Origin of the sequence: Bacillus sp. SIMBA_026 (assembly GCF_046535335.1) — a bacterium.
Classification (GTDB): domain Bacteria; phylum Bacillota; class Bacilli; order Bacillales; family Bacillaceae; genus Bacillus; species Bacillus velezensis.
The window spans coordinates 313,700-340,179 of record NZ_JAWRWX010000002.1; the positions used below are offsets into that span (position 1 = coordinate 313,700).

23 protein-coding genes are annotated in these 26,480 nt (G+C 49.4%); 4 read left to right on the forward strand and 19 right to left on the reverse strand.

Going from position 1 to position 26,480, the window contains the following annotated elements:
• Position 1: 1 nt before the first annotated feature.
• The gene (locus SB847_RS12355; protein WP_045208878.1) at positions 2-1,147 is read left to right on the forward strand and encodes an ABC transporter permease; all 1,146 of its coding nucleotides are present in this window, start codon (positions 2-4) and stop codon (positions 1,145-1,147) included.
• 32 nt (positions 1,148-1,179) lie between these two features.
• On the opposite strand, the gene SB847_RS12360 is transcribed toward SB847_RS12355, so the two are convergent.
• Entirely contained in the window at positions 1,180-2,010 is an 831-nt protein-coding gene (locus SB847_RS12360; RefSeq protein ID WP_007410023.1) for an aldo/keto reductase, read from the reverse strand.
• A gap of 221 nt (positions 2,011-2,231) precedes the next feature.
• On the opposite strand from SB847_RS12360, the gene SB847_RS12365 reads away from it, so the two are divergent.
• Positions 2,232-2,717: a stress protein gene (locus tag SB847_RS12365; protein ID WP_410577886.1), complete on the forward strand. Its 486-nt coding sequence runs from the start codon at positions 2,232-2,234 to the stop codon at positions 2,715-2,717.
• Positions 2,718-2,753: 36 nt separating this feature from the next.
• Here the strand turns inward: SB847_RS12365 and SB847_RS12370 are convergent, their stop codons facing one another.
• The 5 genes from SB847_RS12370 to SB847_RS12390 form a co-directional block, all read right to left on the reverse strand.
• On the reverse strand, positions 2,754-4,769 hold the full coding sequence (locus SB847_RS12370; RefSeq protein WP_082998472.1) for a Na+/H+ antiporter: 2,016 nt from the start codon (positions 4,767-4,769) through the stop codon (positions 2,754-2,756).
• 347 nt (positions 4,770-5,116) lie between these two features.
• On the reverse strand, positions 5,117-6,832 hold the full coding sequence (cysI, locus tag SB847_RS12375; protein WP_410577888.1) for an assimilatory sulfite reductase (NADPH) hemoprotein subunit: 1,716 nt from the start codon (positions 6,830-6,832) through the stop codon (positions 5,117-5,119).
• A 27-nt stretch (positions 6,833-6,859) separates the two neighbouring features.
• Positions 6,860-8,668 carry an assimilatory sulfite reductase (NADPH) flavoprotein subunit gene (locus tag SB847_RS12380; RefSeq protein ID WP_410577890.1) on the reverse strand — a complete coding sequence of 603 codons (1,809 nt, stop codon included), beginning with the start codon at positions 8,666-8,668 and terminating at the stop codon, positions 6,860-6,862.
• Positions 8,669-8,842: 174 nt separating this feature from the next.
• Positions 8,843-11,158, reverse strand: coding sequence for an RNA polymerase recycling motor HelD (helD, locus tag SB847_RS12385; protein WP_410577891.1), 2,316 nt, complete (start codon positions 11,156-11,158; stop codon positions 8,843-8,845).
• Positions 11,159-11,350: 192 nt separating this feature from the next.
• Complete coding sequence (locus SB847_RS12390; protein ID WP_032876509.1) at positions 11,351-11,959, reverse strand: trimeric intracellular cation channel family protein; 609 nt, start codon at positions 11,957-11,959, stop codon at positions 11,351-11,353.
• Positions 11,960-12,181: 222 nt separating this feature from the next.
• Here SB847_RS12390 and SB847_RS12395 point away from each other — a divergent pair, with 222 nt between their 5' ends.
• Positions 12,182-12,982, forward strand: a complete 801-nt coding sequence (locus tag SB847_RS12395) for a zinc-dependent metalloprotease (protein WP_007613764.1) — start codon at positions 12,182-12,184, stop codon at positions 12,980-12,982.
• 33 nt (positions 12,983-13,015) lie between these two features.
• Here SB847_RS12395 and SB847_RS12400 read toward each other — a convergent pair whose 3' ends face one another.
• From SB847_RS12400 to csoR, 6 genes are all read right to left on the reverse strand, one after another.
• Positions 13,016-13,435, reverse strand: a complete 420-nt coding sequence (locus SB847_RS12400; protein WP_410563494.1) for a disulfide oxidoreductase — start codon at positions 13,433-13,435, stop codon at positions 13,016-13,018.
• Positions 13,425-14,096, reverse strand: coding sequence for a disulfide bond formation protein BdbD (gene bdbD, locus SB847_RS12405; RefSeq protein WP_044801822.1), 672 nt, complete (start codon positions 14,094-14,096; stop codon positions 13,425-13,427). Before bdbD ends, SB847_RS12400 begins: the two co-directional genes overlap by 11 nt.
• A 117-nt stretch (positions 14,097-14,213) precedes the next feature.
• Entirely contained in the window at positions 14,214-16,325 is a 2,112-nt protein-coding gene (locus tag SB847_RS12410; RefSeq protein ID WP_410563497.1) for a heavy metal translocating P-type ATPase, read from the reverse strand.
• Between the two features lie 147 nt (positions 16,326-16,472).
• Positions 16,473-18,902: a heavy metal translocating P-type ATPase gene (locus SB847_RS12415; RefSeq protein WP_410577893.1), complete on the reverse strand. Its 2,430-nt coding sequence runs from the start codon at positions 18,900-18,902 to the stop codon at positions 16,473-16,475.
• An 83-nt stretch (positions 18,903-18,985) separates the two neighbouring features.
• Positions 18,986-19,192, reverse strand: a complete 207-nt coding sequence (gene copZ / locus SB847_RS12420; RefSeq protein WP_015240581.1) for a copper chaperone CopZ — start codon at positions 19,190-19,192, stop codon at positions 18,986-18,988.
• A gap of 75 nt (positions 19,193-19,267) precedes the next feature.
• Positions 19,268-19,573 (reverse strand): copper-sensing transcriptional repressor CsoR, encoded by a 306-nt coding sequence (csoR, locus tag SB847_RS12425; RefSeq protein WP_082998465.1) that lies wholly within the window; start codon positions 19,571-19,573, stop codon positions 19,268-19,270.
• A 138-nt stretch (positions 19,574-19,711) separates the two neighbouring features.
• On the opposite strand from csoR, the gene SB847_RS12430 reads away from it, so the two are divergent.
• Positions 19,712-20,752: an oxidoreductase gene (locus tag SB847_RS12430; RefSeq protein ID WP_410577896.1), complete on the forward strand. Its 1,041-nt coding sequence runs from the start codon at positions 19,712-19,714 to the stop codon at positions 20,750-20,752.
• A 44-nt stretch (positions 20,753-20,796) separates the two neighbouring features.
• Here SB847_RS12430 and SB847_RS12435 read toward each other — a convergent pair whose 3' ends face one another.
• The 7 genes from SB847_RS12435 to SB847_RS12465 form a co-directional block, all read right to left on the reverse strand.
• Entirely contained in the window at positions 20,797-21,432 is a 636-nt protein-coding gene (locus SB847_RS12435; protein ID WP_007410009.1) for an FMN-dependent NADH-azoreductase, read from the reverse strand.
• 194 nt (positions 21,433-21,626) lie between these two features.
• The gene (locus SB847_RS12440; protein WP_410563509.1) at positions 21,627-22,955 is read right to left on the reverse strand and encodes an LLM class flavin-dependent oxidoreductase; all 1,329 of its coding nucleotides are present in this window, start codon (positions 22,953-22,955) and stop codon (positions 21,627-21,629) included.
• Positions 22,952-23,239: a glutaredoxin family protein gene (locus SB847_RS12445; RefSeq protein ID WP_003151715.1), complete on the reverse strand. Its 288-nt coding sequence runs from the start codon at positions 23,237-23,239 to the stop codon at positions 22,952-22,954. Before SB847_RS12445 ends, SB847_RS12440 begins: the two co-directional genes overlap by 4 nt.
• Positions 23,240-23,250: 11 nt before the next feature.
• A complete protein-coding gene (locus SB847_RS12450; RefSeq protein ID WP_410563512.1) occupies positions 23,251-24,258 on the reverse strand; it encodes an LLM class flavin-dependent oxidoreductase in 1,008 nt (335 codons plus the stop codon).
• Positions 24,255-25,034: an amino acid ABC transporter ATP-binding protein gene (locus tag SB847_RS12455; RefSeq protein WP_410563515.1), complete on the reverse strand. Its 780-nt coding sequence runs from the start codon at positions 25,032-25,034 to the stop codon at positions 24,255-24,257. Before SB847_RS12455 ends, SB847_RS12450 begins: the two co-directional genes overlap by 4 nt.
• On the reverse strand, positions 25,031-25,738 hold the full coding sequence (locus SB847_RS12460; protein ID WP_410577898.1) for an amino acid ABC transporter permease: 708 nt from the start codon (positions 25,736-25,738) through the stop codon (positions 25,031-25,033). The genes SB847_RS12455 and SB847_RS12460 overlap by 4 nt, the downstream gene beginning before the upstream one ends.
• Positions 25,739-25,753: 15 nt before the next feature.
• Positions 25,754-26,476 carry an amino acid ABC transporter permease gene (locus tag SB847_RS12465; RefSeq protein ID WP_044801829.1) on the reverse strand — a complete coding sequence of 241 codons (723 nt, stop codon included), beginning with the start codon at positions 26,474-26,476 and terminating at the stop codon, positions 25,754-25,756.
• Positions 26,477-26,480 lie beyond the last annotated feature (4 nt).

Genomic DNA, 26,480 nt, shown 5'->3' on the forward strand with positions numbered 1-26,480 from the left:
TATGAAAAACTTCTGGTGGCTGTTTGCGCACACTCTCAAAGGGATTACAAAAAGCAAAAAACAGCTCATTCTTTATATCGGGGCTCCGCTGATCGGCGTCTTCCTCTCCTTCATGACCAATGCCAACGGCGGAGCCGAAACGCTCAATATCGGCATTCTCAATCAAGATGGCGGAGAAGTGGCACAGGATACGGTCACGTTTTTAAAAGGACTGGATCATGTGAAGATTTCGGAGGAAACGGCTGCGTCCGCCTCATCCAAGATCGCTTCAGGAAAAATGGAGGCGCTCATTACGTTTGAAAAAGGCTTCTCCCAAAGCGTAAAAGACGGGAAACCGGCTCACATCGGCATGACTTCGCTGAAAGGCGCCCAGGTCACCGGATATATCAGCTCTTATTTGTACAATTATATGAACAGCGCCGCCTCAATCGGCAAATCTTCCGGCGGAGACGCGAAAGCCTTTCAGGCGATGTACGCCGATTTCAAGCATTCTCCCATTCAAACGGAGTCCGCTGTTTTACAAGATACATCGAACCATAAAGAAATGACCTACTCAGTCATCGGGTATCTCATTATCATTATGCTCTATTCCGCCGGCAACCTGACGGAACTGATGATTAAAGAGCGGGAAAACAGAACGTACTACAGACTTCTGTCAACGCCGATCACATCAAAGCAGTATGTACTGGCAAACGCGGCGGTGAATATCATTATCATGGCCGTCCAAATTCTATTCGCCGTTCTCTTTATGGGCGCCGCTTTTCATATTCATCCGTCATTCCCACTGTGGCAGCTGTTCGTCCTGATGATGCTGTTTGCATTAAGCGCGATCGGGATCGCCTTTATTACCGTCGGTTTTTCCAACAGCAGCGCTTCGGCATCGGCGCTTTTGAATTTGATCGTCGTGCCGACATGCTTGCTGGCCGGCTGCTTCTTTCCGGGCAATATTATGCCGAAAACGGTGCAGACAATCGCCGAATTTCTGCCTCAGCGCTGGGTGCTCGATACGGTCGATCAATTGCAGCACGGCCGCACGCTCCAAAGCCTGATGCTGAACATCATCATTTTGGGAGCCTTCGCCGCCGCCCTGTTATTAATAGCCGCATACAGGTTCAGCGTAAAACGTCAGACACAGACATTTATGTAAAGAAAAACAGCCCCGTAAAGGGCTGTTTTTTCTTAGAACAGAAGCTCGTCCGGATTCGGGCCGACACGCTCGTCTTTGTTCAATGCGCTGATCTTTTCCATTTCTTCCTGTGACAGTTCGAAATCAAAAATATCGGCATTTTCTATGATGCGGTGCTCTTTAATCGATTTCGGAATGGTAACGACTTCGTTTTGAAGATCCCAGCGCAAAATCACTTGAGCAACCGATTTGTTATGTTTTTCCGCAATTTGAGACAGCACTTCGTTATCGAGGAGCTGTCCCTGCATCAATGGAGACCATGCTTCCACTTGAATGCCCTGCGCTTTGCAGAAATCTCTTACTTCTTTTTGAGTCAGGCGCGGGTGGAATTCAATCTGGTTGACCATCGGCTTGATTTCAGCATCTTTCAGCAGTTCTTCTAAATGATGCACTTGGAAGTTGCTGACGCCGATGGCGCGGATTTTGCCGTCTTTGTACAGCTTTTCAAGAGCGCGCCATGTGTCTTTATATTTATCCTTGCCCGGCCAGTGAATCAGGTAAAGGTCGAGGTAATCGAGGCCGAGGCGCTCAAGGCTTTTCTCAAACGCGTCAAGTGTCGTTTCGTATCCTTGATCTTCATTCCACACTTTTGACGTGATGAACAGCTCTTCTCTGGCAACGCCCGCGGCTCTGATGCCTTCGCCGACACCCTCTTCATTTTTATAAATAGCCGCCGTATCAATGCTGCGGTAGCCGTTTCTGATTGCCGCTTCGACGGAATCCGCCGCTACGCTTCCGTTTTCCACCTTGAAGACGCCAAGGCCGAACCACGGCATTTCAACGCCATTATGAAGCTTTACAGTATCTTTTAAGCTTTTTGCCACGTTGAACCATCCTTTCTAGTCATTATGTAAACGGTTATTATTATCTCACATTTCCGCTGTAAGAAACCAATTATACGCTCATCTTTATCACAAAAACCATCTTTAGTGCCCAAGCACCACTGACGTTATTATTTTCCTATTTTTCAAAAATTCAGGTTAACTGGGTAACTGTCCGGGTAAATCGCTACTGTAGCCACCACACAATTGAAGGAGGAAATCATATGAAACGTATGCGTATCCCGATGTCCGTTGCCCTTGGTGCCGCTTTGTCTCTGACTCCTCTGTCCTTTGTATCCGCAAAAGAAACCCCGGTCCCTCAAAACATGGCGCAGCAAACATCAGATGTCTCAGCAAAAGATGTCGGATTAAACATTGACGTTGACCTGCTCGGTATCGGCAATTCGATTGCTGACGCGATTAAGTCGGCGCAAAACCGTGACGGCTTCGTCAAAAACTTAATGGAATCTTCATTCTACGCTTCCGGACAAAAATATAACGTCATGGTGTTTAATTTAAGCCAGGAATATGAAGATCATTTTAACGGTGTTCAGTTTTACGGTTCCGCCGTTTATGACGGCATCACGTACGGCATTTGGGTGTTTGAAGACGGAAGCTTCACCAACAAAGGTGATGGCGGCTGGATCAACTGGGCCTTCAGAGGCTGGTTTGACCGCGACGGCGATCACGTCGAATTCCATCGTCCGTAATCAAAAAAAGTCCGGCGAACAGATGCCGGACTTTTTTTATTCACCTCCGTCAAGCATGGCCGCTTCCACATCATTGATGTATTGGCGAAGCTCATGTGACATATCGCGGGAAATTTCCCGCTCTTCGAATAATGTTTGGATTTCGTTGCGGATGGCCTGCACGGCCCGCAGTTTGATTTCGAGTTTTTGATTTTCAAAACGGCGGGTCGGACTCTGTTCGTGATACGAGTGCCCCAGCCTGAAAATCAAGTGATTGTAAAAGGAAATGACGGCAAGCGTCACATCTTTATTTTCTTCAGTCATGTGTTTTTTCAGGCTTTCAATGGCCGCTTTTGCCGTTTTAACCCTTGTGGTGCGGATGAGGCCTTCTTCATTTAAAATCGACATTTCCGGCTTTTTTTGTTCACCGAAAAAGATCCAGTACATCAGGCGTTTCAGCTTTTTCTTAGATAAGCCGACTTTAAACGGATTCGTATACAGCACTTCCAGTTCATCAAACCGTTCCTGAAGGCTGTCTGCCGTTTCTTCCGGTATTTCGCCCCGCTCAATCAGCCGCAGCAGTTCTTCCTGTTCAGCCTGTATCCCTTGGGCGCGGACTTTCCGCTCATCTTTTTTCGTGCGGTTTTTGACGGTGGACTGCTGAAATCTGAGATTTTTCATTTTCTCATTGTATTCGGCAATAACCGCAAAAGAAGCCGTTTTGTTTGTCTCATTCATATTTTCTTTAATGGCCGTTAAGGCAGCCTTTATCAGCTTCCGTCTCGCTGTCAGCAATTTGACTTTCTTCTCTTTCACATTGTCTTCCGGCTTATCTGTCAAAATCGGCAGTACGATTGTCGCCAGTACCAATGTGCACATAATAACACCCGCGGCTAAAAAGAGAATCAAATTCCGTTCAGGAAACGGTGAGCCGTCAGAGAGCACGTAAGGAATGGAAAAGGAACCCGCGAGCGTGACCGCTCCCCTGACGCCTGAAACCGAAATCAGCAGGGTCGAGCGCAGGCCGGGTTTATAAATGCTCTGATCCTTGTTAAAAAACCACTTGCCGTTCCAAAAAAACAGCACCCACAAAAACCTGAGAATCATTAACGTCAGTGTAATGACAATAATGTACCCGATGACCATCATATTGTTAAACGCGGTATCATTAAAGATGACAGAAACCACATCCGGTATTTGCGCACCTAAAATAACGAAAACAAGACCGTTCAGAATGAACAAAATAATATTCCACGTACTTGAAGAGACGATTTGCAGTTTGACCATCGTTGATTCAAGACGGTCCTGCTCCACCGCATGCGTGATGCCGCCGGCCACAACAGCTAAAATGCCGGAAACGCCGATTTCTTCAGCCGCGAGATAGATGACAAACGGCGTCAGAATTTGAATCAGCATATGCATCGTGACATCCTGCATGCCGAGGCGGCGCAAAAACAGCCGGAAACGGATAATCAAAAAAGAAATGACGACACCGCTGAGTAAACCGCCGGCTGAAATCAGAACGAAACTGAAGGCGGCCTGCGCCAGCGAAAATGCGCCCGTCACGGCAGCCGCAATCGCAAATTTAAAAGCGACCAGGCCGGATGCGTCATTCATCAGTCCTTCTCCTTCAAGGAGACGCAGAATGCCTTTTGGCATCTTCACTCGCCCTGACAGCGCGCTGACTGCGACAACGTCAGTCGGTGACAGTATCGCCGCCAGCCCGAACGCGGCAGCCAGCGGAATGCTCGGAATCATCCAATGAATCGTGTAACCGCCGACAATCACCGTGGCAAACACGAGCCCGAGCGCAAGCAGCAAAATCGGCGCTCTCAAATTCCAAAGTTCCGCACGCGGCGTCCGTTTTCCATCGTTAAAAAGCAGCGGAGCGATAAACAAAACAAAAAATAATTCGGTATTCAGTTCAAAATGAAGCCCCTGCGGAAATGACGCCGCAATGATACCGAGCGCCACCTGAATCAGAGGCACCGGGATAAAGGGGACAAACCGATTTACGATATTTGAGATCGCGATGATGGTTAAAAGTACGAGTACGACTAAAAATATGTCCAAAGCATGACCTCCTTCATCTGCTGCATCATATCATTATTGCCTGTTCTCTGCCTTTGCCAAAGGCCGGAGCCGATGATCGGGCAGATTCAATATATTTTCCGCACGCAACCATTCTTCTTTTATTTTACCCGTTTTTATTTAAAATTTCTCATAACGTGCTCACGGCGAACTTTTTTTCCTTCAGCTACATTTTTTCCGGAAAAAGAAAAAGCCTGTTTTCAGAGAAAACAGGCTTTTTCGCAAGCTGCGTCATCTGTTTCATGACGCGGTGCAGCGTTTATGCTGCTTAGTAAAGGATAGAGAACGCACCGTCAGTGTGTCTCTATCCTTGGTTTTAAGTGCTCATCTTATTCGTGAAAATTCGTGCCGTCTGTCGTCGCTTTAATGATACCCGTGCGGATGACGAAATCGCCGAAGTGTTCGCCTTCCTCACGCTCTTTCGCGTAGCGCGGGAGAATGGTGCGAAGCTCACTCAGAATTTCCTCTTCACCGATATTTTCCCGGTACATTTTGCTCAAACGGCTGCCGTCAAACGCCGCTCCTAAATACATATTATATTTTCCGGGCGCCTTTCCGATAAATCCGATTTCGCCAAGCGCATGGCGGGCGCAGCCATTCGGGCACCCGGTCATACGGATGGTGATTTCTTCATCCCGCAGCCCGTTTTCGTCAACAATGGCTTCAATCTTATCAATCAATTTCGGCAGATACCGCTCGGCTTCGGCCATGGCGAGCCCGCATGTCGGAAGCGCGACGCAAGCCATTGAACTGCGGCGGAGGGCGGAATGCTGCCGGCCGTCTGTCAGACCGTATTGTTCGATTAATGCGCTGATTTGTTTCTTTTTCTGGCTCGAGACATTGCCGATAATCAGGTTTTGATTAGAGGTGAGACGGAAATCTCCCGTATGGACTTTGGCGATTTCACGCAATCCCGTCATCAGCTTATAATTCTCATAGTCCGTGACGCGGCCGCCTTCGATAAACATCGTAAAGTGCCATTTCCCTTTTATACCCTTCACCCATCCGTAACGGTCGCCGTTATGGTCAAAATGATAAGGTTTCGCTTCATCCAGCTGCCAGCCGAGGCGGTTTTCCAGCTCGGCTTTTACGTTTTCCAGCCCGAGACGGTCAACAGTGTACTTGAATCTGGCGTTCTTTCTGACGGAACGGTTTCCGTAATCGCGCTGAATCGTAATGGTTTTTTCCGCTACATCATACAGCTGCTCCGGTTTGCAGAAGCCGATGACTTTTGAAAGCTGCGGATAAGTGGCCGTATCGCCGTGCGTCATTCCCATACCGCCGCCGATTGCAACGTTGAATCCGATAAGTTTGCCTTCCTCCACGATGGCAATGAAGCCGAGATCTTGAGAAAAGACATCGATATCATTGGACGGAGGCACGGCGATTCCGATTTTGAATTTCCGCGGCAGGTACAGCGGCCCGTACATCGGTTCCGTTTCCGTGTCAGGAGTGCCCGCCACACGTTCCTCATCAAGCCAGATTTCATGATAGGCTCTCGTGCGCGGAAGAAGGTCATCGCTCAATTTCTTCGACCATTCGTATACTTCCGCATGAATTTCAGACTGGTGCGGATTTGAAGCGCACATGACGTTTCGGTTGACATCTCCGCAGGCCGCAATGGTATCAAGCAGCGCCGCATTGATTTTCTGAATCGTTTTTTTCATGTTCCATTTTAAAATTCCGTGCATTTGGAACGTTTCACGCGTCGTCAGCTTCAATGTATTGTTTCCGTATTTTTGCGCCAGTTCATCCATGACAAGCCATTGTTCCGGAGTTGACACGCCGCCTGGCATCCGAACGCGCAGCATGAACTGATAAGCCGGTTCAAGCTTTTGTTTTTGACGTTCATTACGGAGATCGCGGTCATCCTGCAAGTAGCTTCCGTGATGCTTCATCAGCCGGTTGTCTTCGTCCGGGATGCCGGCTGAAATCCGGTCGAGCATGACTTCTTTCAATGTGCCGCGCAAATAATCGCTTTTTTCTTTAATATCCTCAACATCACTTGGAGGGCCTTCCGGCGCTTTTAAAATGTTGTTCACCATGCTGAATAAGCTCCTTTCAAACCAAAATCAATATACGTCACGCTGATAGCGTTTTTTCTGCTGCATGTCTGCCAGGAAGCTTTCCGCTTTTTCACGGCTCATGCCGCCTTCTTCCTGAATGATATCGAGAAGCGCCTGGTGCACGTCATGTGCCATATGCTGTTCATCACCGCAGATGTATACGGCGGCTCCCTGCTGCAGCCATTCATACAGCTCTTTGCTTTGTTCTTTCATGCGGTGCTGCACATATACCTTTTCCTCCGAATCCCGGGAAAAAGCGACGTCCATTTTTGTGAGAACACCGTTTTGCAGCCATTTTTGCCATTCCGTCTGGTACAGAAAATCAGTGACAAAGTGCTGATCCCCGAAAAACAGCCATGTTTTCCCTTCAGCTCCGGTTTCTTCACGCTCCTGCATAAAGGAACGGAACGGCGCGATGCCTGTCCCCGGCCCGACCATAATGATCGGTGTATCCGGATTGTCCGGCAGCTTGAAGTTTTGGTTGTGCTGAATGTAAATCGGAAGCGTATCTCCCGGCTGGAGTCTTTCCGCACACAGAATGCTGCAGACGCCTTTTCGTTCTCTGCCGTGCGCGTCATATCTGACCGCTCCGATTGTCAGATGCACCTCTTCCGGATTCGCTTCTAAACTGCTTGCGATCGAATAGAGCCGGGCCGGCATTTTACGCAGGATGGAAAGAAAGTCTTCGGCGGAAGCTTCCCACGGCCCGAAATCCCGGACGAGATCAAGCAGATCACGGCCGTTGATGTATGCTTTCAGCTGCTCTTCGTTTCCTTCGGCCAGAAGTTCACTCAGCTTTTGGTCAGCCGTAAACTGTGCGGCCTTTTGCAGGAACGGTTTTGTTAAGACGGTTATTTCAAAATGAGAAGTAAGCGCATCTTTCAAAGGGAGGCGCTCTCCTTGTTTATTCACCGCCACTTCCTGTTTTGGGTCCCATTTCAGCTCATTGATCAGCTCATCAACGAGCGCCGGATCATTTTCCGGATAGATGCCGAGGCTGTCTCCGGGCTGATACGCGAGGCCCGACCCTTCAAGCGAAAGCTCGAGATGGCGTGTTTCTTTATTCGAACCGCGTCCGTTCAGATTGATGTTCTCAAGAACCTCCGCCCGAAACGGGTTCGTTCTGGAATAAACGGATTCACCGAGAGCCGGCGTCTCGGCAGGCGCTTCGGCTGTTTGATTTCCCGCTCCTTCGTTCAAACCGCCGATGACCGCGTCAAGCCATTCCGAAAACGGCTCATCATAATCAAGATCGCAATCAACCCGCGGCGCAAGCTGGGTGCCGCCGAGCTCTTGAAGACGCTCGTCAAACTCTTTGCCGGTCTGGCAGAAAAATTCATACGAGCTGTCTCCGAGCGCCAAAACGGAGTAACGGAGCGCTTCAAGCTTCGGCGCGCGTCTGCCGTGAAGAAATTCATGAAAAGCCAGCGCGTTATCCGGCGGATCGCCTTCTCCGTGCGTGCTCACCACGATCAGTAAATTGTTTACTTTTTTCAGATTATTCGGCTTAAAATCGTTCATCGACGCGACGGTGACCTGGAATCCCCGTTCCTCAAGCGTCTTTACCGTCTGTTTCGCAAGACCTTCCGCATTTCCCGTTTGCGATCCGTATAATACGGTGACTTCTCTTGAGACTGCCGGGCTTTCTGCTGGAGCCGGAGCAGCGGGTGCGGCTGTTTCACCGGATTCGGACCGGGCCGCAGCCAAATAACCGCTCAGCCAGATTTTCTGTGATTCTGTCAAGGTCGGCAGAAGGCGGTTAAGGAGCTCTGCCTGCTCCTGATTAAACGGACTGTTCATGACCTGAAGTTGCAACGATATCCACCTCACAAGGAATTAAACGTAACGTACGTTATTTCTATAGGAATTGTCAAAATAATATTCTAATTGAAACTTTACCGAAAGTTTGTATGTAAGTAAAATATATAATCATGATGACAATGATTAAGATTACTAATGATAAAAAGCCCTTTGCACTTGGCAAAGGGCTTACACGAATAAGCCGGCGGGCACTTCTTTTATAAAAGGAGAGGGTTCTCCCGGAGACAGCACGGTCAGATGATGCATCGCGCGCGTACAGGCCGTATATAACAGCTTACGGTCATGTTCGCTTTTGTACTGGGCAGCGGAGGCGTCAGCGGCAATGACGGCGTCAAACTCAATGCCTTTTGCCAAATAAACGGGAATGACGCATACCCCTTTTTGAAAAGGCTGGTTTTCTTTATTGATCAAACGGACACCGCTCCCGGCGCTGACCGCCTGAAATACTTTTTTGGCTTCCGCGGCTGTTTTGCAGATGACGGCGACCGTCTCCCAGCCTTTTTGTCTGAGCTCCCGGATTGTATCCGCCAATTGTTCCTGCCGCGCTTTTTCTGTATCCGTCCGCAAAACACGCGGTTTTTCCCCGTTCCGGTTAAAAGGCTCAATGTCATCGCCGTCAGCCAGCAGCGCTTTCGTAAATTCAACAATCTGCCGCGTCGATCTGTAAGTCCGTTTCAGGCTGACATACTTTTCTGCACCATTGCGAAAGCAGCCGGCGAGGGAAGAAGGGCCCGTAATGGTGTGGGCATAAATCGACTGGCTGACATCACCGAGCACCGTCATCTTTGCCGCTGGGAAGATGCTTTGAATATACGTGAGCTGAAATGGGGAATAATCCTGCGCTTCATCAATGAAGACGTGCTTCATTTGTGTGTTTTTTCTTTTTCCTTCTAACAGATCCTGCAAATACAGATACGGAGCGGCATCTTCATACAGAAGTGACCGTTCTGCAAATGCGTTTCTGGTCAAAGCGCCGATGCTCTCCCAATGATCGGGCTTTTCAGCAGCTCCCCAGTCTGAAAACAGCCGGAGATACATCCGTTTTATATCGAGAAAGCCGAGCCGTCTGACGGCCTGCTTAATCGGTTTAAAGGCTTTGCCGACAATAATGGCGCCAAGCAGCCGCTGTTCGCGCTGATGGTCGTCAAATGCAGGTTCATCATCTGCCGCCTGCTTCTTGAGTGTTTGATAAACCTCGGCATAGTCTTCCTTATCAAGCAGCTCGCTCTCCTGCAAGACCCATTCCTTCTTACGCTCCTTTTTTTCGAGAGCGCTGATTTCCGCGAGAAGCCATTCCGCCGTCAGCTCCGCTCTGTTCGGAATCGGCAGCTGCTGATCAAGCGAATAAAAATAGGCTTCAATCCGTTCTTTTGAAATCAGGGTCTCTCCCCGGAAGCTGATCTGTTTACACATCAGGCCCGAGCCGGAAAGCGAGCCGGCATAGCGGTCAATCATGGCCTGGAAAGCTGATGACGCTTTGTAAGCAATGGCTGCGAGCCTTACGGAAAGTGCGTCCTGATTTTGTTCAGTCAGGCAATATTCAAGCTGCTCGTACGGGCTTTCACAATCAAACTTTCGTCCGAGCCGGCGGATGATATATTCCTGAAAGGTGGCCTGCTCCATATTCTCTTCTCCCAATTCCGGCAATACGGCGGACACATAACTGTTGAACAAAATGTTCGGGGAAAACAATACAATCTGACGGGCATCAAGCACCCCGCGCCCGCGGTACAGCAAGTAAGCGGCCCGCTGAAGCGCCGCGGATGTTTTCCCGCTTCCGGCGGCTCCCTGAACGATGAGATATTTGCTTTTTTCATCCCGGATGATTTCGTTCTGTTCTTTTTGGATGGTTGACACGATGTTTTTCATATGCTGTCCGGAATGGCCGCTCAGCACCTCTTGCAGCATTTCGTCACCAATCGTCATATCCGTGTTAAACATCGCTTTAAGCGTCCCGTTTTTAATGATAAACTGCCGCTTCAGTGTGATGTCTCCCTCTATTGTTTCTTCCGGAACTTCATAGCGGGCTTTTCCCGGGGAATATTGATAGTAAAGAGATGAGATGGGCGCGCGCCAATCATAAATGAGAAATTGCTCGTTGTTTTCATCCATCAAAGAAGTCAGCCCGATATAAATCCGCTCGGAAGAAGACTCCCCTTTTTCCGTAAAATCGACACGGCCGAAGTACGGAGAGGTTTTCAGCTTTTGGATTTTTTGAAGCTGCCGGTATTGAAGCCGATGCGTCCGTTCACGTTCTGAAAGCATTTCCGCCTGCTGTTTAATGCTTGAAAATGTCTCCGCCGCTTCATGGGCGTCATCCATATTCACGGTGACATCATCCCAAAACGTTTTTCTCAGGCCGACAATATCCTGCTTCAATCCGCCCGATGATGTTTCCAGAGACCGCTCTTTTTTGCGGAGCTCCTTCAGCACTTCATCTATTCTTGACTGCTCTTCCTTCCATTCCTTATCCTGCTGATTCATGAACGGCACCTCCAGAAAATAGTTGACAAACACATACGAAATACTGTAAAATAAAATTGGATACATATAGTTAATATATAAATAAAATAGGCAAATACAATTCATCTTAGCACATTCACCCAATATCAATCAAGATATGGGTTATTTATATGCAAAAAAACCGATTTCGCTTTGAAATCGGTTTTTTTGATGTTAATTATCTAAACGAAAAGAACGGTTTGGCAGCTGCCACTTAAACATATAGGAACAAACGCGGCAAACAACAAGCACGAAAAACAGAACGTACAAGCCAAACGAATTTCCCAACCAGCCCAAGCCGACGATTAACCCTCCGAGCGCGGCCCAGACCGCGTAAATTTCCGCCTTGAGCACAAGCGGCTTCCTGCCCGCGAGCAAATCCCGTATGATGCCGCCCCCGCTGCCGGTCAGGACCGCTGCCGCAATCACCGCACTGAGCGGATGGCCCATTTTCACGGCATATAAAGCGCCTTGGATGGCAAACGCCGAAAGCCCGATGGCATCGGATAGGTTGCCCCATTTACTCCAATGTCTTAACAGCAGCTTCGGAAACAAAAAGACAATCGTAACTGATGCGAGAGCGATTTGAAAAAACGCGCCTTGCTCCCACAAGGCGGAGACCGGAACACCGATCAGCAGGTTTCGGATGGCTCCACCGCCGAACGCCGTTACGATCCCCAAAATATATACGCCTAAAATATCATACTCCTCTTCCATCGCAACAATCGCTCCGCTGACCGCAAACGCAATGATGCCGATTACACTAAGCAGCTCCCAGGCCATTCCATATGCTCCTTTTTATTTGTTAAATTTTCTGACGACCATTAGATTTTATAATCGCTTTCTCTTAAAATCAACCTTATTTTTGAAAGATTCTGATTCCTAACCCGGGACAATCCCACCCATAACGGCTGGGAGCAAGAATATTTACCTATTTTATACTATTTTGGGAGGTTTATTGGAAGTTTCATTGAATACTTTCTCTAACAAAAAGGGGGTTATGAGATGAAAATCAGTTCACTTGTTTTTCCTGTTTTATTGGCCGCCGGATTAATTCCCGGCCTGCCGTCAGCCGAAAGCCATACGCATTCGCACACTCATGCGGAGCCGGCGAAAACGGTGTATACGGACCCGCTTCCGAAAGCCGATCATTTTAAAGATTTGAAGGGCCCGGTCCAAGTTGAACAGACGGTTGACACAAAAATTCTGGATGAAAACGGAAAGCAGGTCGGCACGAAACGATTTAATGCCAATGTCAGTCAGGATAAAGCCTCAACTAAAGCCGGCACGGGCTCTCAGAAGGTCAGAGTTTTGGCGGTGGCGGACGCTGAATACCGCGCCAAATACAGCGACTGGCAAACGCGAATCGTCCAGATCGTGGAGCAGGCGGATGTCGCTTTTAACCGTGATCACAACATTGATTTCGTCGTACAGGCCGTGCAGGCTTGGAATTCTTCCGGCTCAAACAGTTCTCAGATTTTATCGAATCTCCAAGGCAGCTTCAGAAATCAAAATTATCATTTTGTCGTCGGTTTTACCGCAAAATCAAGTTTTGACGCCGGCGGTATCGCGTATGTATATAACGGCAAACCGAGCGGCCCGGCTTTCAGCGTGAACCTTGATCAAGGAACGGCCAACACGGCGAAAGCGGCACAGCACGAGTTTTCCCATAACTTCGGACTTCAGCATGACGCCCAAGGCAGCGGCATCCGCTGCGTCATGAATTATGATTATGCCTATTCCGTGGATATTTGGGACAGCTCCCATAACAGACAGATTGCGACAAACAAAGCTTGGTACAAATAATAGAAAAAGAGCCGCTCCTATGGAGCAGGCTCTTTATTTTGCCGTGCGTTCCGTTTTGACAAAACACATGCAGATCATAATGAGAATAAATGCCGTCAATGACAAGAAAGGAATGGTAATGAAACCGAACCAGTTAATATATTCAGATGAGCAAGGCACGCCGTAGACACACGGCTTGATGCCGCTGAAACCGGGCACCTTCTGCTCAAGGTAATGCATGATCGATATAAACGCGCCGATGATGGCCATCGGCAGCACGTATTTTTTCACGCGCGTGTCACCCTGGAAGGTGGCGATTCCTAAAATCAGGACAAGCGGGTACATGAGAATTCTTTGATACCAGCACAGCTCGCACGGTATGAATTTTCTGATCTCGCTGAAATATAGGCTGCCGAGCATGGCAGCAAGAGCTATCACCCAAGAAGCATATAAAAATACGATTCTATTTTTCATTTTTCAGCTCTTTCTTAATCGTTTTTGAAATCTCATCATATTTAGAGAAGTCATTAATCACCTTGTCATTTACATAAATCGTCGGTGTCGCCGTAATGTTTAATTTATCATTCAGGTCAGTGTCAGTTTTCAGCTCTTTTGCAAATGTCTCTTTATCAAGGTTTTCCTTCAGCTTGTCAGGATCAACCTTTTTCGCGGTGCTTTTGACCGTTTTTTCAAGCAATGCAGGCGTGACCCATTCCTGTTCGCTTGACGGCTGCTCTTCAAACAGCTTCTCATGGAAAGCCCAGAATGATGCCGGGTCTTCTTTCCACACTTCTTCTGAAGCAAGAGCCGCCAGACGCGAGCCGCTTCCGTGGTACATGACGTTCACAAATGAAAATTTCACGTCGCCTTTATCGATAAAATCTTTTTTGATTTTCGGAAAGATATCGCTGTTAAATACTTTGCATGACGGACATTTGTAATCTCCGAATTCAACTACCGTAACAGGCGCGCTGTCTTTGCCAAGCACGGGCTGTCCTTTAATGGAAGGCTGTTCGGCGACTGTTTCGCCCGCTTTTTCCGTTTGGTTGTTAATAATTACGATGGCCGCAAATAAAACGACAACGATTAACGTCAGTATCACCGCAAATTTCGCAGACGATTGTTTCTTTTTCACTCAGACACCTCATTGTTTTTAAAATAAAAAAGAAGCGGATGCCGGATGGCCCGCTTCTCTATTTTACCAAGACAACCTTGTTTAAGAAAACCCTGAAAAACGAATTATCTTTGACAATTATTCCGCTTTCACTCTCATGACGCGCATCGCGTTGGCAACGGCGATCAGCGTGACGCCTACATCTGAAAAGACCGCTTCCCACATGGTGGCGAATCCGAATGCGCCAAGCAGGAGAAAAATGATTTTTACGCCTAAAGCAAATCCGATGTTCTGCCAGACGATCCGGCGTGTGCGGCGTGCAATCCGGATAGCTTCGGCTGCTTTTGACGGCTGGTCTGTCATCAGGACGACATCGGCCGCTTCGACGGCGGCATCAGAGCCGAGAGCCCCCATGGCAGCTCCGATGTCAGCTCTGGCAAGCACAGGCGTATCATTAATCCCGTCACCGACAAACATCAGTTTTTCATTCGGTGAAAGCGCCGCTTCAAGTTCTTCGACGCGGTCTACCTTGTCACCCGGCAAAAGCTCTGTGTACACGTCATCAATACCGAGCTCTCGGCCGACAGCTTCTCCGGTCTGCTTTGAATCACCCGTCAGCATCACTGTCCGCTTCACGCCGAGCGCTTTTAAATTGGCAATGGCCTGTTTGGCGTCCTCTTTGATTTCGTCGGCGATCACGATCGCCCCCGCATACTGCTGATCAACGGCGACATAGACGACGGTTCCGTTATTTTCAGCTGTACCGGAAGCGATTTGTTCTTTTGCCATCAGTTTTTGATTTCCGGCCAAAATCGTTGATCCGCCGGTTTTCACCCGAATGCCGTGTCCGGGTATTTCTTCATATTCTTCAATCTCGTCTGCCGCGAGCGGTTGATTGTAAGCTTCACGGATGGAAGAAGCAATCGGATGATTGGAATGGGCTTCTGCGAGCGCGGCCGCATGAAGCAGGCTGTCATTTGTAAACCCTGCCGCCGGTTTGATATCAGTAACGGCGAAATTGCCTTTCGTTAAGGTTCCCGTTTTATCAAACACGGCGTATGCCACCTGATTGAGCGCTTCTAAATAGTTGCTGCCTTTCACGAGCACCCCTGCTTTAGACGCAGCTCCGATACCGCCGAAAAACCCGAGCGGAATGGAGACGACGAGTGCGCACGGACAAGAAATCACAAGGAAAATCAGCGCGCGGTACACCCAGTCGGATAGTGCGGCTGAAGGCACGAGAAGCGGCGGTAAAAAGGCGAGAAGCACCGCAACAATGACAACGGCCGGTGTATAGTACTTGGCAAACTTCGTAATAAAGTTTTCCGTTTTCGCTTTACGTCCGGCCGCATTTTCGACCAGATCCAATATTTTTGACACGGCAGAGTCTTCGTATCCTTTAGAGGTTTCAATATGAAGCACGCCGTTCTGATTCATAAATCCGGCCATCACATCTTGCCCCGGCTCCGCTTTTCTCGGCACAGATTCGCCCGTTAAAGCGGATGTATCAACCATCGAAGAACCGCTCAGCACCTTTCCGTCCAGCGGAATCCGTTCTCCGGGATTCACGACGATGACCTGTCCGACTTTGACGTCCTGCGGCGGAACGGCAGCCATGCCGTTTTCCGTTTTCACATTGGCGTACTCAGGACGGATGTCCAATAACGCGCTGATCGATTTTCTGGATCGGCTGACGGCCGCTCCCTGAAACAATTCACCGATTTGGTAGAACAGCATGACCGCGACGCCTTCCGGATACTGATGAATCACAAATGCGCCGATCGTGGCAAGCGCCATCAGAAAATGCTCATCAAATACCTGGCCGCGGACAATGTTTTTTCCCGCTCTGGCTACGATATCGCCGCCGATGATCAAATATGAAGCAAAAAAGAGCAGAAACTCAAGGACGGCGCCCGTGTGCGCGAAGTAAGCGATGACGGCCAAAACGGCTCCCGCTGCCAATCTCACTAACATCAGCTCCAGCTTTTTGCGGTACTCATCCTCGCCGGGTTTGTCTTCATGTTTCGCACGGACGGTCACATGAGGATCAATGGACTTTACTTTTTTCGCAACCTCATCTTTCATCCATTGCTCGTTTTTGCCGCCGGCTGAGACCGTGATGGTGCTTGCCGCAAAATTGACAGCACAGCCGTCGATGCCGTCAATGGCTTTTACGCCGTTTTCTATTTTTTTTGCACAGTTGCTGCAATCAAGTCCGTCTAATACAAATTCACCTTTGGCTGCTTTCATTTTCGACTCACCCTACTTTCCGTAATAGGATTCCCATAACATCAATACAGCTAAACGATTTTATATATATGAACATATACTCATATATGTTTTCTCTATTATATGCAGGCTTTGAATAAAGTGTCAATAAAAAAGACAAAACAGGCCTCAGCCCATTTTGTCTTTTTTCACCTTCTGTAAACGCAAAGCATTAAGCACGACCGATACTGAGCTGAACGCCATGGCAGCGCCTGCCACCCACGGGGCCAGAAAGCCGGACGCCGCAATCGGAATGCCGATGCTGTTGTATCCCAATGCCCAGCCTAAATTCTGCTTGATGTTTCTCATGGTCAGCCTGCTCATGCCGATGGCGTCGGCAATGCCGTTCAGGTCTCCGCGGATCAGCGTAATGTCCGCCGCTTCCATTGCGATATCGGTGCCGGTGCCGATGGCCATTCCGATATCGGCCACAGCCAGCGCCGGAGCATCATTGATGCCGTCACCGACCATCGCCACGCGCCGGCCTTCTTTTTGCAGCCGGGAAATTTCCGCCGCCTTTTGTTCGGGAAGCACTTCGGCGATCACGCTGCCGATGCCCGCGGCTTTTGCAATGGCCTCCGCGGTCTTTTTGTTGTCACCGGTCATCATGATGACGTCAAGCCCCATATCATTCAGACGTTTCACCGCGGCCGGAGATGTTTCCTTGATCGTATCGGCGACTGCGATAAGCCCCGCCGCTTTGCCGTCTGCCGCAATAATCATCACCGTTTTCCCTACCGCCTCCAAGCGAGCCATGTGCGGAAGCAGCGCCTCATGTTCAATGTGTTCTGATTCCATCAGCCGTCTTGATCCGGCAAGAATCGTTCTGCCGTCAGCCTCTGCATAGATTCCGGAACCGATCCGGGCTTGGAACCGGGTGATTTTCGGGATGGCAATCCCCCGTTTTTCGGCTCCTGACACGATGGCTTCTCCAAGCGGGTGCTCTGATCCCGTTTCGGCGGCCGCCGCCAGCCGCAGGAGTTCCTCTTCGTTCATTCCCTCTGCCGGTACGGCATCTGTCAGAACCGGTCTGCCGTTTGTCACCGTTCCTGTTTTATCCAGTACGATTGTCGTCAGACGCTGGGTCTTTTCTAAATGCTCTCCGCCTTTAAAAAGAATGCCAAATTCAGCTGCACGGCCGGAGCCCGCCATAATGCTCGTCGGAGTGGCGAGCCCGAGTGCGCACGGACAGGCAATGACAAGCACGGCGATGAATTTGCCGATCGCTTCAGAAAACTGTCCCGGCGCGGCCCATACATACCAAATGAGAAAAGTCAGCACGGCCAGCCCCAGCACAATCGGGACGAAAATGCCTGAAATGTGATCCGCGAGCCGCTGAATGGGCGCTTTTGATCCTTGGGCTTCTTCTACGATTTTAATAATGTGTGCAAGCGCGGTATCTTTCCCGACATTCACCGCTTTGATTTTGAGAAAGCCGTTTGCATTGATCGTCGCCCCGGTGACAGTGCTTCCGGGAGACTTATCGACAGGCATGCTCTCTCCCGTAATCATCGATTCATCAATCGCGGAATGGCCTTCAATCACTTCGCCATCGACAGGGACGCGTTCTCCCGGTTTCACATATACGATATCCCCCGTCCGGACCTCGTCAATCGGAATCACCTGTACCTTCCCTTCCCGCTCAACCGCCGCCGTCTTCGCCTGAAGCTTCATTAACTTTTTAATCGCTTCTGATGAGCGGCCTTTCGCTTTCATCTCTAAAAGCTTTCCAAGCAAAATCAAAGTCAGCAAAATGGCGCTCGTTTCATAATAAAGCCCCTCAACATGTCCGTCTCGTCCGAGAGACGCAATCGTCATGTACAGGCTGTATGCGTAAGCGGCCGTCGTTCCGAGCGCAACGAGAACATCCATATTGGCGCTTTTGTTTCTCAGCGCCTTGTACGCTCCCATATAAAAAGGCCAGCCGATGACGAGCTGCACCGGGGTGGCAAGCGCGAATTGCAGCCACGGATTCATCAGGATATCCGGCATCCAGATAAAAGAAGTGAAAGAAAAATGGCTGACCATCGACCATAGAAGCGGAAAGGAGAGAACGGCAGAAAATATCAGCCTGATCAGCTGCTTTCGCTGCTCTTTCTCCTTTTGGGAAAATCCGCCGGCTCCATCAACCGCTTTCTTCTCGTCTAATCTGTAGCCGAGTTTTGCCACGGTCTCTTTCAGCTCTTTCGGTGTCACCTCTTTCGGATTGTATTCAACGGTGACCGTTTCCAGGGCGAAATTCACCGGTGCGCTGTCAACTCCCCCTATTTTGTTCAGGCGCTTTTCAATCCGGTTGGCGCAAGCGGCGCACGTCATGCCTTTAATCTGAAAATCGGCTTTTTCCGTCACAACATGGTAGCCGAGTTTTTCAATTTTTTCTTTTATGGCGCCAGCTTCGATTTTGTCAGGCTGATAGGAAATATTTGAGGTTTCAAGCGCAAGATTGACGGAAGCGTCATTGACGCCGTCCATCCGTTTCAGCCCTTTTTCAATTCTTGAAGCGCAGGCGGCGCATGTCATGCCCCCCACTTGAATGGTCATTTCTTTCGGTTCACTCAATGTCCTCATCTCTCTCCATAAACCCCAGGGGGGTATAAATTTGATAAAAGAAAACCGCGCCCGTTTCCGCAGCGCGATAAATCCTATACGACGTCATAACCTTGATCTTCAATCGCGTCTTTTATATCTGATACGGAGACTTTGTTCTCATCAAACGTCACATCCACCTGTCCGGCTTCCAATTTCACCTGAACCGCCGTCACTCCGTTCAGTTCTCCTACTCCGGTCTCTACTGCTTTGACGCAGTGCTGACAGGACATGCCTTCGACTTGCAGTGTTTTTTGTTCCATGATGATTCCCTCCACGTCTTGTTTTTTCTTCTTCATGTTACCATACCCCTGTAGGGTATTTCAAAACATTTTATTTTACGATTTTGCGATTTTTTTCACAACATCAAGCAGCTCGGCAATCGCCGGCTCCCCGTTTCCGCTCTCAATGGCGCCGGCTACGCAGTGATGGGCGTGATCTTCCAGCAGATGAAACGCGACTTTCTGCATGGCCGCCTGTACGGCTGAAATCTGCACGAGAATATCCACGCAGTATCGTTCGTTATCCACCATATTCTGAATGCCCCTGACTTGGCCTTCAATCCGTTTCAGCCGGTTCAGGATCTGGTCTTTTTCTTTGGCGCTTTTATGATTTAACGATTGATGCTCGGTATGTTTGTCCATTTTCCACCTCGGTTTTTTTCTTCGTTATCTTCATTATACAGACTTGAAAATCCGGTGTAAAAAATTTTCAACACACAAGTTTTACCAGTACACCCGCGGGGTATATATTGTTATCACATATCATGAGGGGGAAGTTCATTGAAAACGATACAGGTTGGCATATTGGGATATGGTTTGTCGGGTAAAGTTTTTCATGCGCCGCTTTTGGACGTCCTTGATGATTATCAGATCAAAAAAGTCATGACGTCCAGAACGGATGAGGTCAAACGTGATCTGCCGGGGGCTGAAGCCGTGCGCGCGATTGAAGACATTACCGGTGATCCTGACATTGATCTCGTCATCGTCACGACACCGAGCGGAATGCATTATGAATCAGCGATGAAATGCCTCCTTGCGGGAAAACACACCGTCGTGGAAAAACCGATGACGGCGACTTCAGCAGAAGCGGAGGAACTGAGAAGAACGGCTGAAGATAAAGGCGTCTTACTGAGCGTGTACCACAACCGGCGGTGGGACAATGACTTTTTAACAATACAAAAGCTGATTCGGGACGGGGCACTTCAAGACATTCATACATATCAAGTCAACTACGATCTGTACAATCCAGTTGTACAAGAAAGATGGCGCGAAAAAAACGGACCCGCCACGGGAACGCTGTATGATCTCGGTTCACATATTATTGACCAGACGCTTCTGCTTTTCGGAATGCCGGAATCCGTCACCGCACATGTGATGAAGCAGCGGGACAATAGTGAAACTGTTGATTGTTTTCTGGCCGCGCTCCATTACGGCAAGCTTCAGGTCATTCTTCAATCCGGCTCCATGAATGCGGCAAGCGGCCCGCGCTATCAGATTCACGGACGGAATGCAAGCTTTATCAAATACGGAATGGACGGACAGGAAGACGCTCTTTCAGCGGGCAAAAAGCCGGTTGACGACAGCTGGGGCGCCGATGATCCTGACAACTTCGGAGAGCTGACAACCGCAGCGGATGAGAAAAGGCATACAGAAACAATCCCCTCTGAGAACGGCTCTTACCTTACGTACTACAAACTGCTGGCAGACAGCATCTTAAACGGAAAACCGCTTCCCGTTACAGCAAAAGAAGGCATCGATGTCATCCGTGTCATTGAAGCGGCGATGAGAAGCAGCGAACAAAAACGGACGATTGCCCTTTAATATAAAAAACCCCCCAGCCGTACGGCGGGGAGGTTTTTTTAAGATCAGAATGATTTTCCGGCTTCTTTCGCGCGGGTAATCGCATCTTCTTTAATTTGCTGTGCTTTATTCGGTTCAGCATTATGGCCTTCAACGATTAATCCGTCAAAAGAAGGAACGCCGAAGAAGTTCATCATGATGCCGATGTAACGGTGGCCCATTTCCATGTCAGCCGCCGGCCCTTCAGAGTAATAGCCTCCGCGCGCCTGAATGTGGAGCGCTTTTTTGTCAGTCAACAGACCGATCGGGCCTTGCTCTGTATATTTGAATGATTTTCCGGCTACAGCCACAGAATCAAGGTACGCTTTCATAACAGGCGGGAATGAGAAGTTCCAAAGCGGTGTGACGAATACGTATTTGTCAGCTGACGCGAATTGATCGCTCAGCTCGTTCAGACGGCCGACTTTCGCTTTTTCGTTTTCAGAAAGCTCTTCAAAACCTGTTCCGGATTGAAGTTTTCCCCAGCCGCTGAATACATCCGCGTCGATATGAGGAATGTTCTCTTTGTAAAGGTCGATATGTACAACCTCATCATTCGGGTTTGATTCTTTATAAGAATCGATAAACGCTTTTCCTGTCGCCATACTGTAAGATGTCTTTTCATCATGAGGATGAGCAGTGATATAAAGTACTTTTGCCATTGTAAACAGCCCTTTCGTTTTCAGATTACACACACATTTATTATGAAATATGAATGTTTTTTTATACTGATCAGTTCTGTAATAATTATAGTTACAAAAAAATCATTTAGCAACAATAATATCTTGAAATCAGTATATTTTTTTAAAAAAGGTTGTAATGACGGGAATGGCAAGCAGCAGAAAAAGCAGAAACCTCAGTTTCTGCTCAAAATCGGATTGGGTCTGCAGGCCGGAATATCCAATCCGAGATTCCCCCGCAGTGTATCGGCCGGATAGCTTTTTCGGTACAGCCCCTTTTCCTGGAGGATCGGTATGACATGATCCACAAAGGCTTCAAGCATGCCCGGGATGTCAGAGTGAATGATAAACCCGTCCGCCGCTTCCCGCTGAAACCATGTTTCAATTAATGACGCCACACGTTCCGGTGTCCCGATAAAGTTGGTTCGCGGAAACGCGGCTTCGCGCGCCACTTGACGCAACGTAAGATTCCGGGCTTTCGCCTCTCTTTTAATACGGTCTGTCGTGCTTTGAAACGCGTTTTTCCCGACGTCGCCCAAATCAGGAAACGGCTCATCCAATGGAAACCGGCTCAGATCATAATCGTCAAAAAATCTGGCCACATACTTAACAGCGTTCTCTATGGGAATCAGCTCGGCGAATTCTTGGTATTTCGCTTCTGCTTCTTCTTGTGAGCCGGCTATAATCGGACTGATTCCCGGAAAGATCCGCAGCTTGGAAGCGTCCCGGCCGTAATCCGCCGCCCGCTTCTTCACATCATTATAAAAAGCCTTCGTTTCCTCAAGTGAATTGGAGTGCGTAAAGACTGCATCTGCATTCCTCGCGGCAAACGACCGGCCGGTTTCTGAAGACCCCGCTTGGAAAACGACCGGCTCTCCCTGTTTGGACCGGCCGATATTCAGCGGGCCCTCCACTTGAAAATACTCGCCTTTGTGATACAGACGATGCAGTTTGTCAGGGTCAAAAAATTGCCCGGTTTCTTTGTTGCGGACGAAGGCATCTTCTTCCCAGGAATTCCACAGACCGCGCACCACGTCCACATGTTCCTGGGCGATGGCGTAGCGCCGGCTGTGGTCGGGAAGGTTTTCCTTGCTGTGATTGCGCGCAGCCCCCGCCTGCGGAGAAGTGACGAGATTCCAGCCCGCCCGGCCGCCGCTGATATGGTCAAGAGACATGAGCTGTCTTGCGATGGTGAACGGCTCAGTGAACGATGTGGAAAATGTGCCGATTAAACCAAGATGGGTTGTAGAGGCGGCAAGCGCCGATAAAATAGTGATCGGCTCAAACCGATTTAAGAAATGCGGGATGGACTTTTCAGAAATGAACAAGCCGTCCGCAATAAAAGCAAAGCTGAACAGCCCTCTTTCAGCAGTCTGCGCTTTTTGCCTGTAAAACGCCGCATTCGTGCTTGCTGTCGGATCGGCGTCGGGATGACGCCAGCCGTCTGTTGTGCCGCCGACACCATGAATCATGGCTCCGAATTGAATAAGATCCGTCCGGCTCATTTTCTCTCCCCCTTTTTCCCCTCGTAATCGGCAAGCGCCCGTTCTACATGTTCAATGCCGACTTGAGTAACGGCCTGATACACACGGCTGTCACCGCTGCCGATTTCAACGACGGGGACATGACGGATGCCGTACTTCGTCTGCAGCACGTCACGCAATTCATCCCGCTCTGTCACATCAATTGTTTCGTATGCCACGGCTTTTTCCCGCAAATATCCTTTCACTTCATCGCAATAGGAGCAGCCCTGTTTGCTCCAGACCACTACGTTTACTTCATGACTCATGTTCATCCCTCCTATAATTGTGGAGCCGGCTGCACCGCTTCGCTTAACAGCCGGTAAGACAATCGTTTTTCCTCAGCGTTTTTGATAGGCGACAAAATCACAAAATCGGTAATGCTGTATTGAACCGATAATCGTCTCAGCTCGGCGGCTGTCTCTTCTTTTGTCCCGGCAATCACACCCGTCTTTTGTGTAATCAGCTTATACGGCTGCGTGACTTGTTCAAGAAACGCTTTCGCTTGTTCCCGGGAACCGACATTCACCTTTTTGCCGTCTTCGAGAATGATTTTGACCGACTCACGCGATACCACGTGTTTTTCAGCTTCTGCTTTTGTATGCGCGGTAAATACCATCGGCGCAAGGTGAAATTCCGCCTTCGACCCTTTCGGCAGATGCTCGTCAAAGGCGTGGCGCGCTTTTTCTAACGCAGCCTCTTCACCGTTTATGAAATAGGCGAAAACGAAGGAAATGCCGAGTTTGGCCGCGGATATCGCGCTTTCCGCGCTGCCGCCGAGCAAAAAGATGTCAGGCGCATACTCAGTATGCGGCGTCGGCCGCAATGACGCGTAGCGGTGCGAGTCCGGAAAATCATTTCGGATGAAATGAGTCAGCTCCTCAAGCTTTTCTTCAAACAAACGGGCTGGCTGGATTAGCTCCCGCTGCAATGCATCGGTTGACAGCTGAAATCCGCCGGGCGCTTTGCCGACACCGAGCGCCACACGGCCGGGAGCAAGGGCGGACAGAACCCGGAACTGCTCCGCCACTTTATAAGGACTGTAATGCTGCAGCATCACCCCGCCGGACGCGAGACGGATTTTTTTCGTGCTTGCGGCAAGATACCCCAGAACAATTTCCGGCGCTGATCCCGCTATCTCTTCATTGTTATGATGCTCCGCCGCCCAGAAACGGTCATACCCGTATTGTTCGGCCTCCTGAGCCAATTTCACCGTTTGCCGCAAGGCTTCTTCTGCGGTTTGGTTTTCCGCGGTGACACTTTGGTCTAAAATGCTTAAACGAATCATACGACAGGCTCCTTTATGCGCTCTTTTATGTCATAACCGTAATCAGGCAGCACGCGGCGGAGGAACTTCTTCGTTCTTTCTTTTTTCGTCTTGTAAAAGACTTCCTCAGGCGTTCCTTGTTCCACGATTGCTCCTTCATCCATAAACACAATTCGGTCGGACACTCTTCTGGCGAATTCCATCTCATGTGTGACAATGATCATGGTGGCGCCGGTCCGCACAATGTTAAGCATCACCTCGAGCACCTCGCCGACAAGCTCCGGATCGAGGGCTGCGGTCGGTTCGTCAAACAGCATGACATCAGGATGAATGGCAAGCGCCCGGGCAATCCCGACCCGCTGCTTTTGTCCTCCCGACAGTTGATTCGGATAGGCGTGCAATTTATCTTGAAGCCCCACCTTGGCCAGTTCCCGCTCGGCAATGGCGTACGCATCTGGTTTTTTCATTTTCCTTGCGACCGTCAGGCCTTCCATGACATTTTGAATCGCCGTTTTATGCAAAAACAAATGATATTGCTGAAAAACCATCGCCGTCTGTTTCCTCAGTCTGAGAATGTCTTTTTTGGCAGGCTTTTTGCAGTTAATGACTTCACCGTGCAGCGAAATGGCGCCCTCATCCGGCCGCTCAAGTAAATTAAGGCAGCGCAGAAAAGTGGTTTTCCCGGAACCGCTCGGGCCGATGATGGTCACGACTTCTCCTTTCCGGACACTTAAATTGATCCCCTTTAGCACGTGATGACTGCCAAAATGTTTTTGAATGTTTCGGATTTCGATCATAATGCGCCTCCTTGATATCTGGCCGCTCTTTTTTCCGCCAGACTGTTTACAGCTTCGAGAATCAGCGTTAATCCCCAATAAATCACGGCCGCCCCGATAAATGCTTCCAGAAACGCATAGTTATCGGATGCCGCAATCGTCGCCGTTCCTGTAATTTCAGGCACCGCAACAATGGCCGCGATGGAAGTGGTATGCAAAAAACCGATGCCTATATTGGTGAAGTTCGGCAGCGATATCATGAACGCCTGCGGCAGAACCACACGCCGAATCATCTGGCCCCGCGTCAGGCCGATTGAATATGCCGCCTCCGCCTGCCCCGTATCGACGGCCATGATCCCGGATCGGAGAATTTCCGTCATATAGGCGCCTGCCGTTAATGACAGTGCCATGATGACAAACACGGCGACCGGAATCTGATTGGCCGACCAGCCGAGATGAAACGCGCGGCTGAATTGATCGGCAATCAGCGGAACCCCTAAATAAATCAGCATAATATGGAGAATCGCCGGGGTGCTGCGGAAAAAAGACACGTAAAACGATGAGCAGGCCAGCAGCCATTTGATGCGGAATATACGCACCGTGATATTGCCGAGAGCTATGAAAAATCCGGCAATAATCGGAATGACCGTCATCACCAATGTAAGCGGAACAGTTTTCATCATTTGTTTGATCGCAGTGCCGATAAATGGAATGTCCAGCTCCACTGTTCTCCCTCCTTTTCAGCCGTGCGCGCTCATGTCAAAAACCGTCACAAGGCGCGTCTCATCTTTCTTGATTCGTTTTTCGGCCCATCTGAAGACACATTCAAATGAAAGGGCGGCCGCATAATACAGAACAGAAAGCGAGATATACACTTCTAAAGAATGATTGCTCGATGTAATCAAGGTCTGTCCTCTGCCCGACATATCCATCACCCCGATCGAAAAAGCGAGTGATGTATCTTTTAAGAAACCGATCACCATATTCCCGATGTTGGGAAAGGCCTGCACAAGCGCCTGCGGCAGAATGATGCGCCGGAATGTCTGCCCCCCGTTCAGCCCGATGCTGAACGCCGCCTCCGCCTGCCCGCGGTCGACGCTGTTCACACCTCCCCTGATGATTTCGGCCGCTCTTGCCGCGCTGCTCAGCGCGTACGTGGCGATTGCCGCATACAAAGGGTCCATTTTGGAGGTATCAATTCCGGCGAGCGCCGTGAGCGCCGGAATACCGTAAAATACAATGAACAGCTGCACCATGATGGGCGTTCCTCTGAAAAAAGAGATATACAGCTTCGCAAACTGATTCAGCACGGGAATGCGATAGATGCGGGGCAGCGCCAAAAGCAGCCCCAATAGAAAGCCGAACAGCAGAGACACCGCCAATATATACAGCGTGACGGGCAAATACCCGAGCAATGTCGGCACAAAAGACGCGATCATACTGATATCAAACGCTTTTTCCATTGCC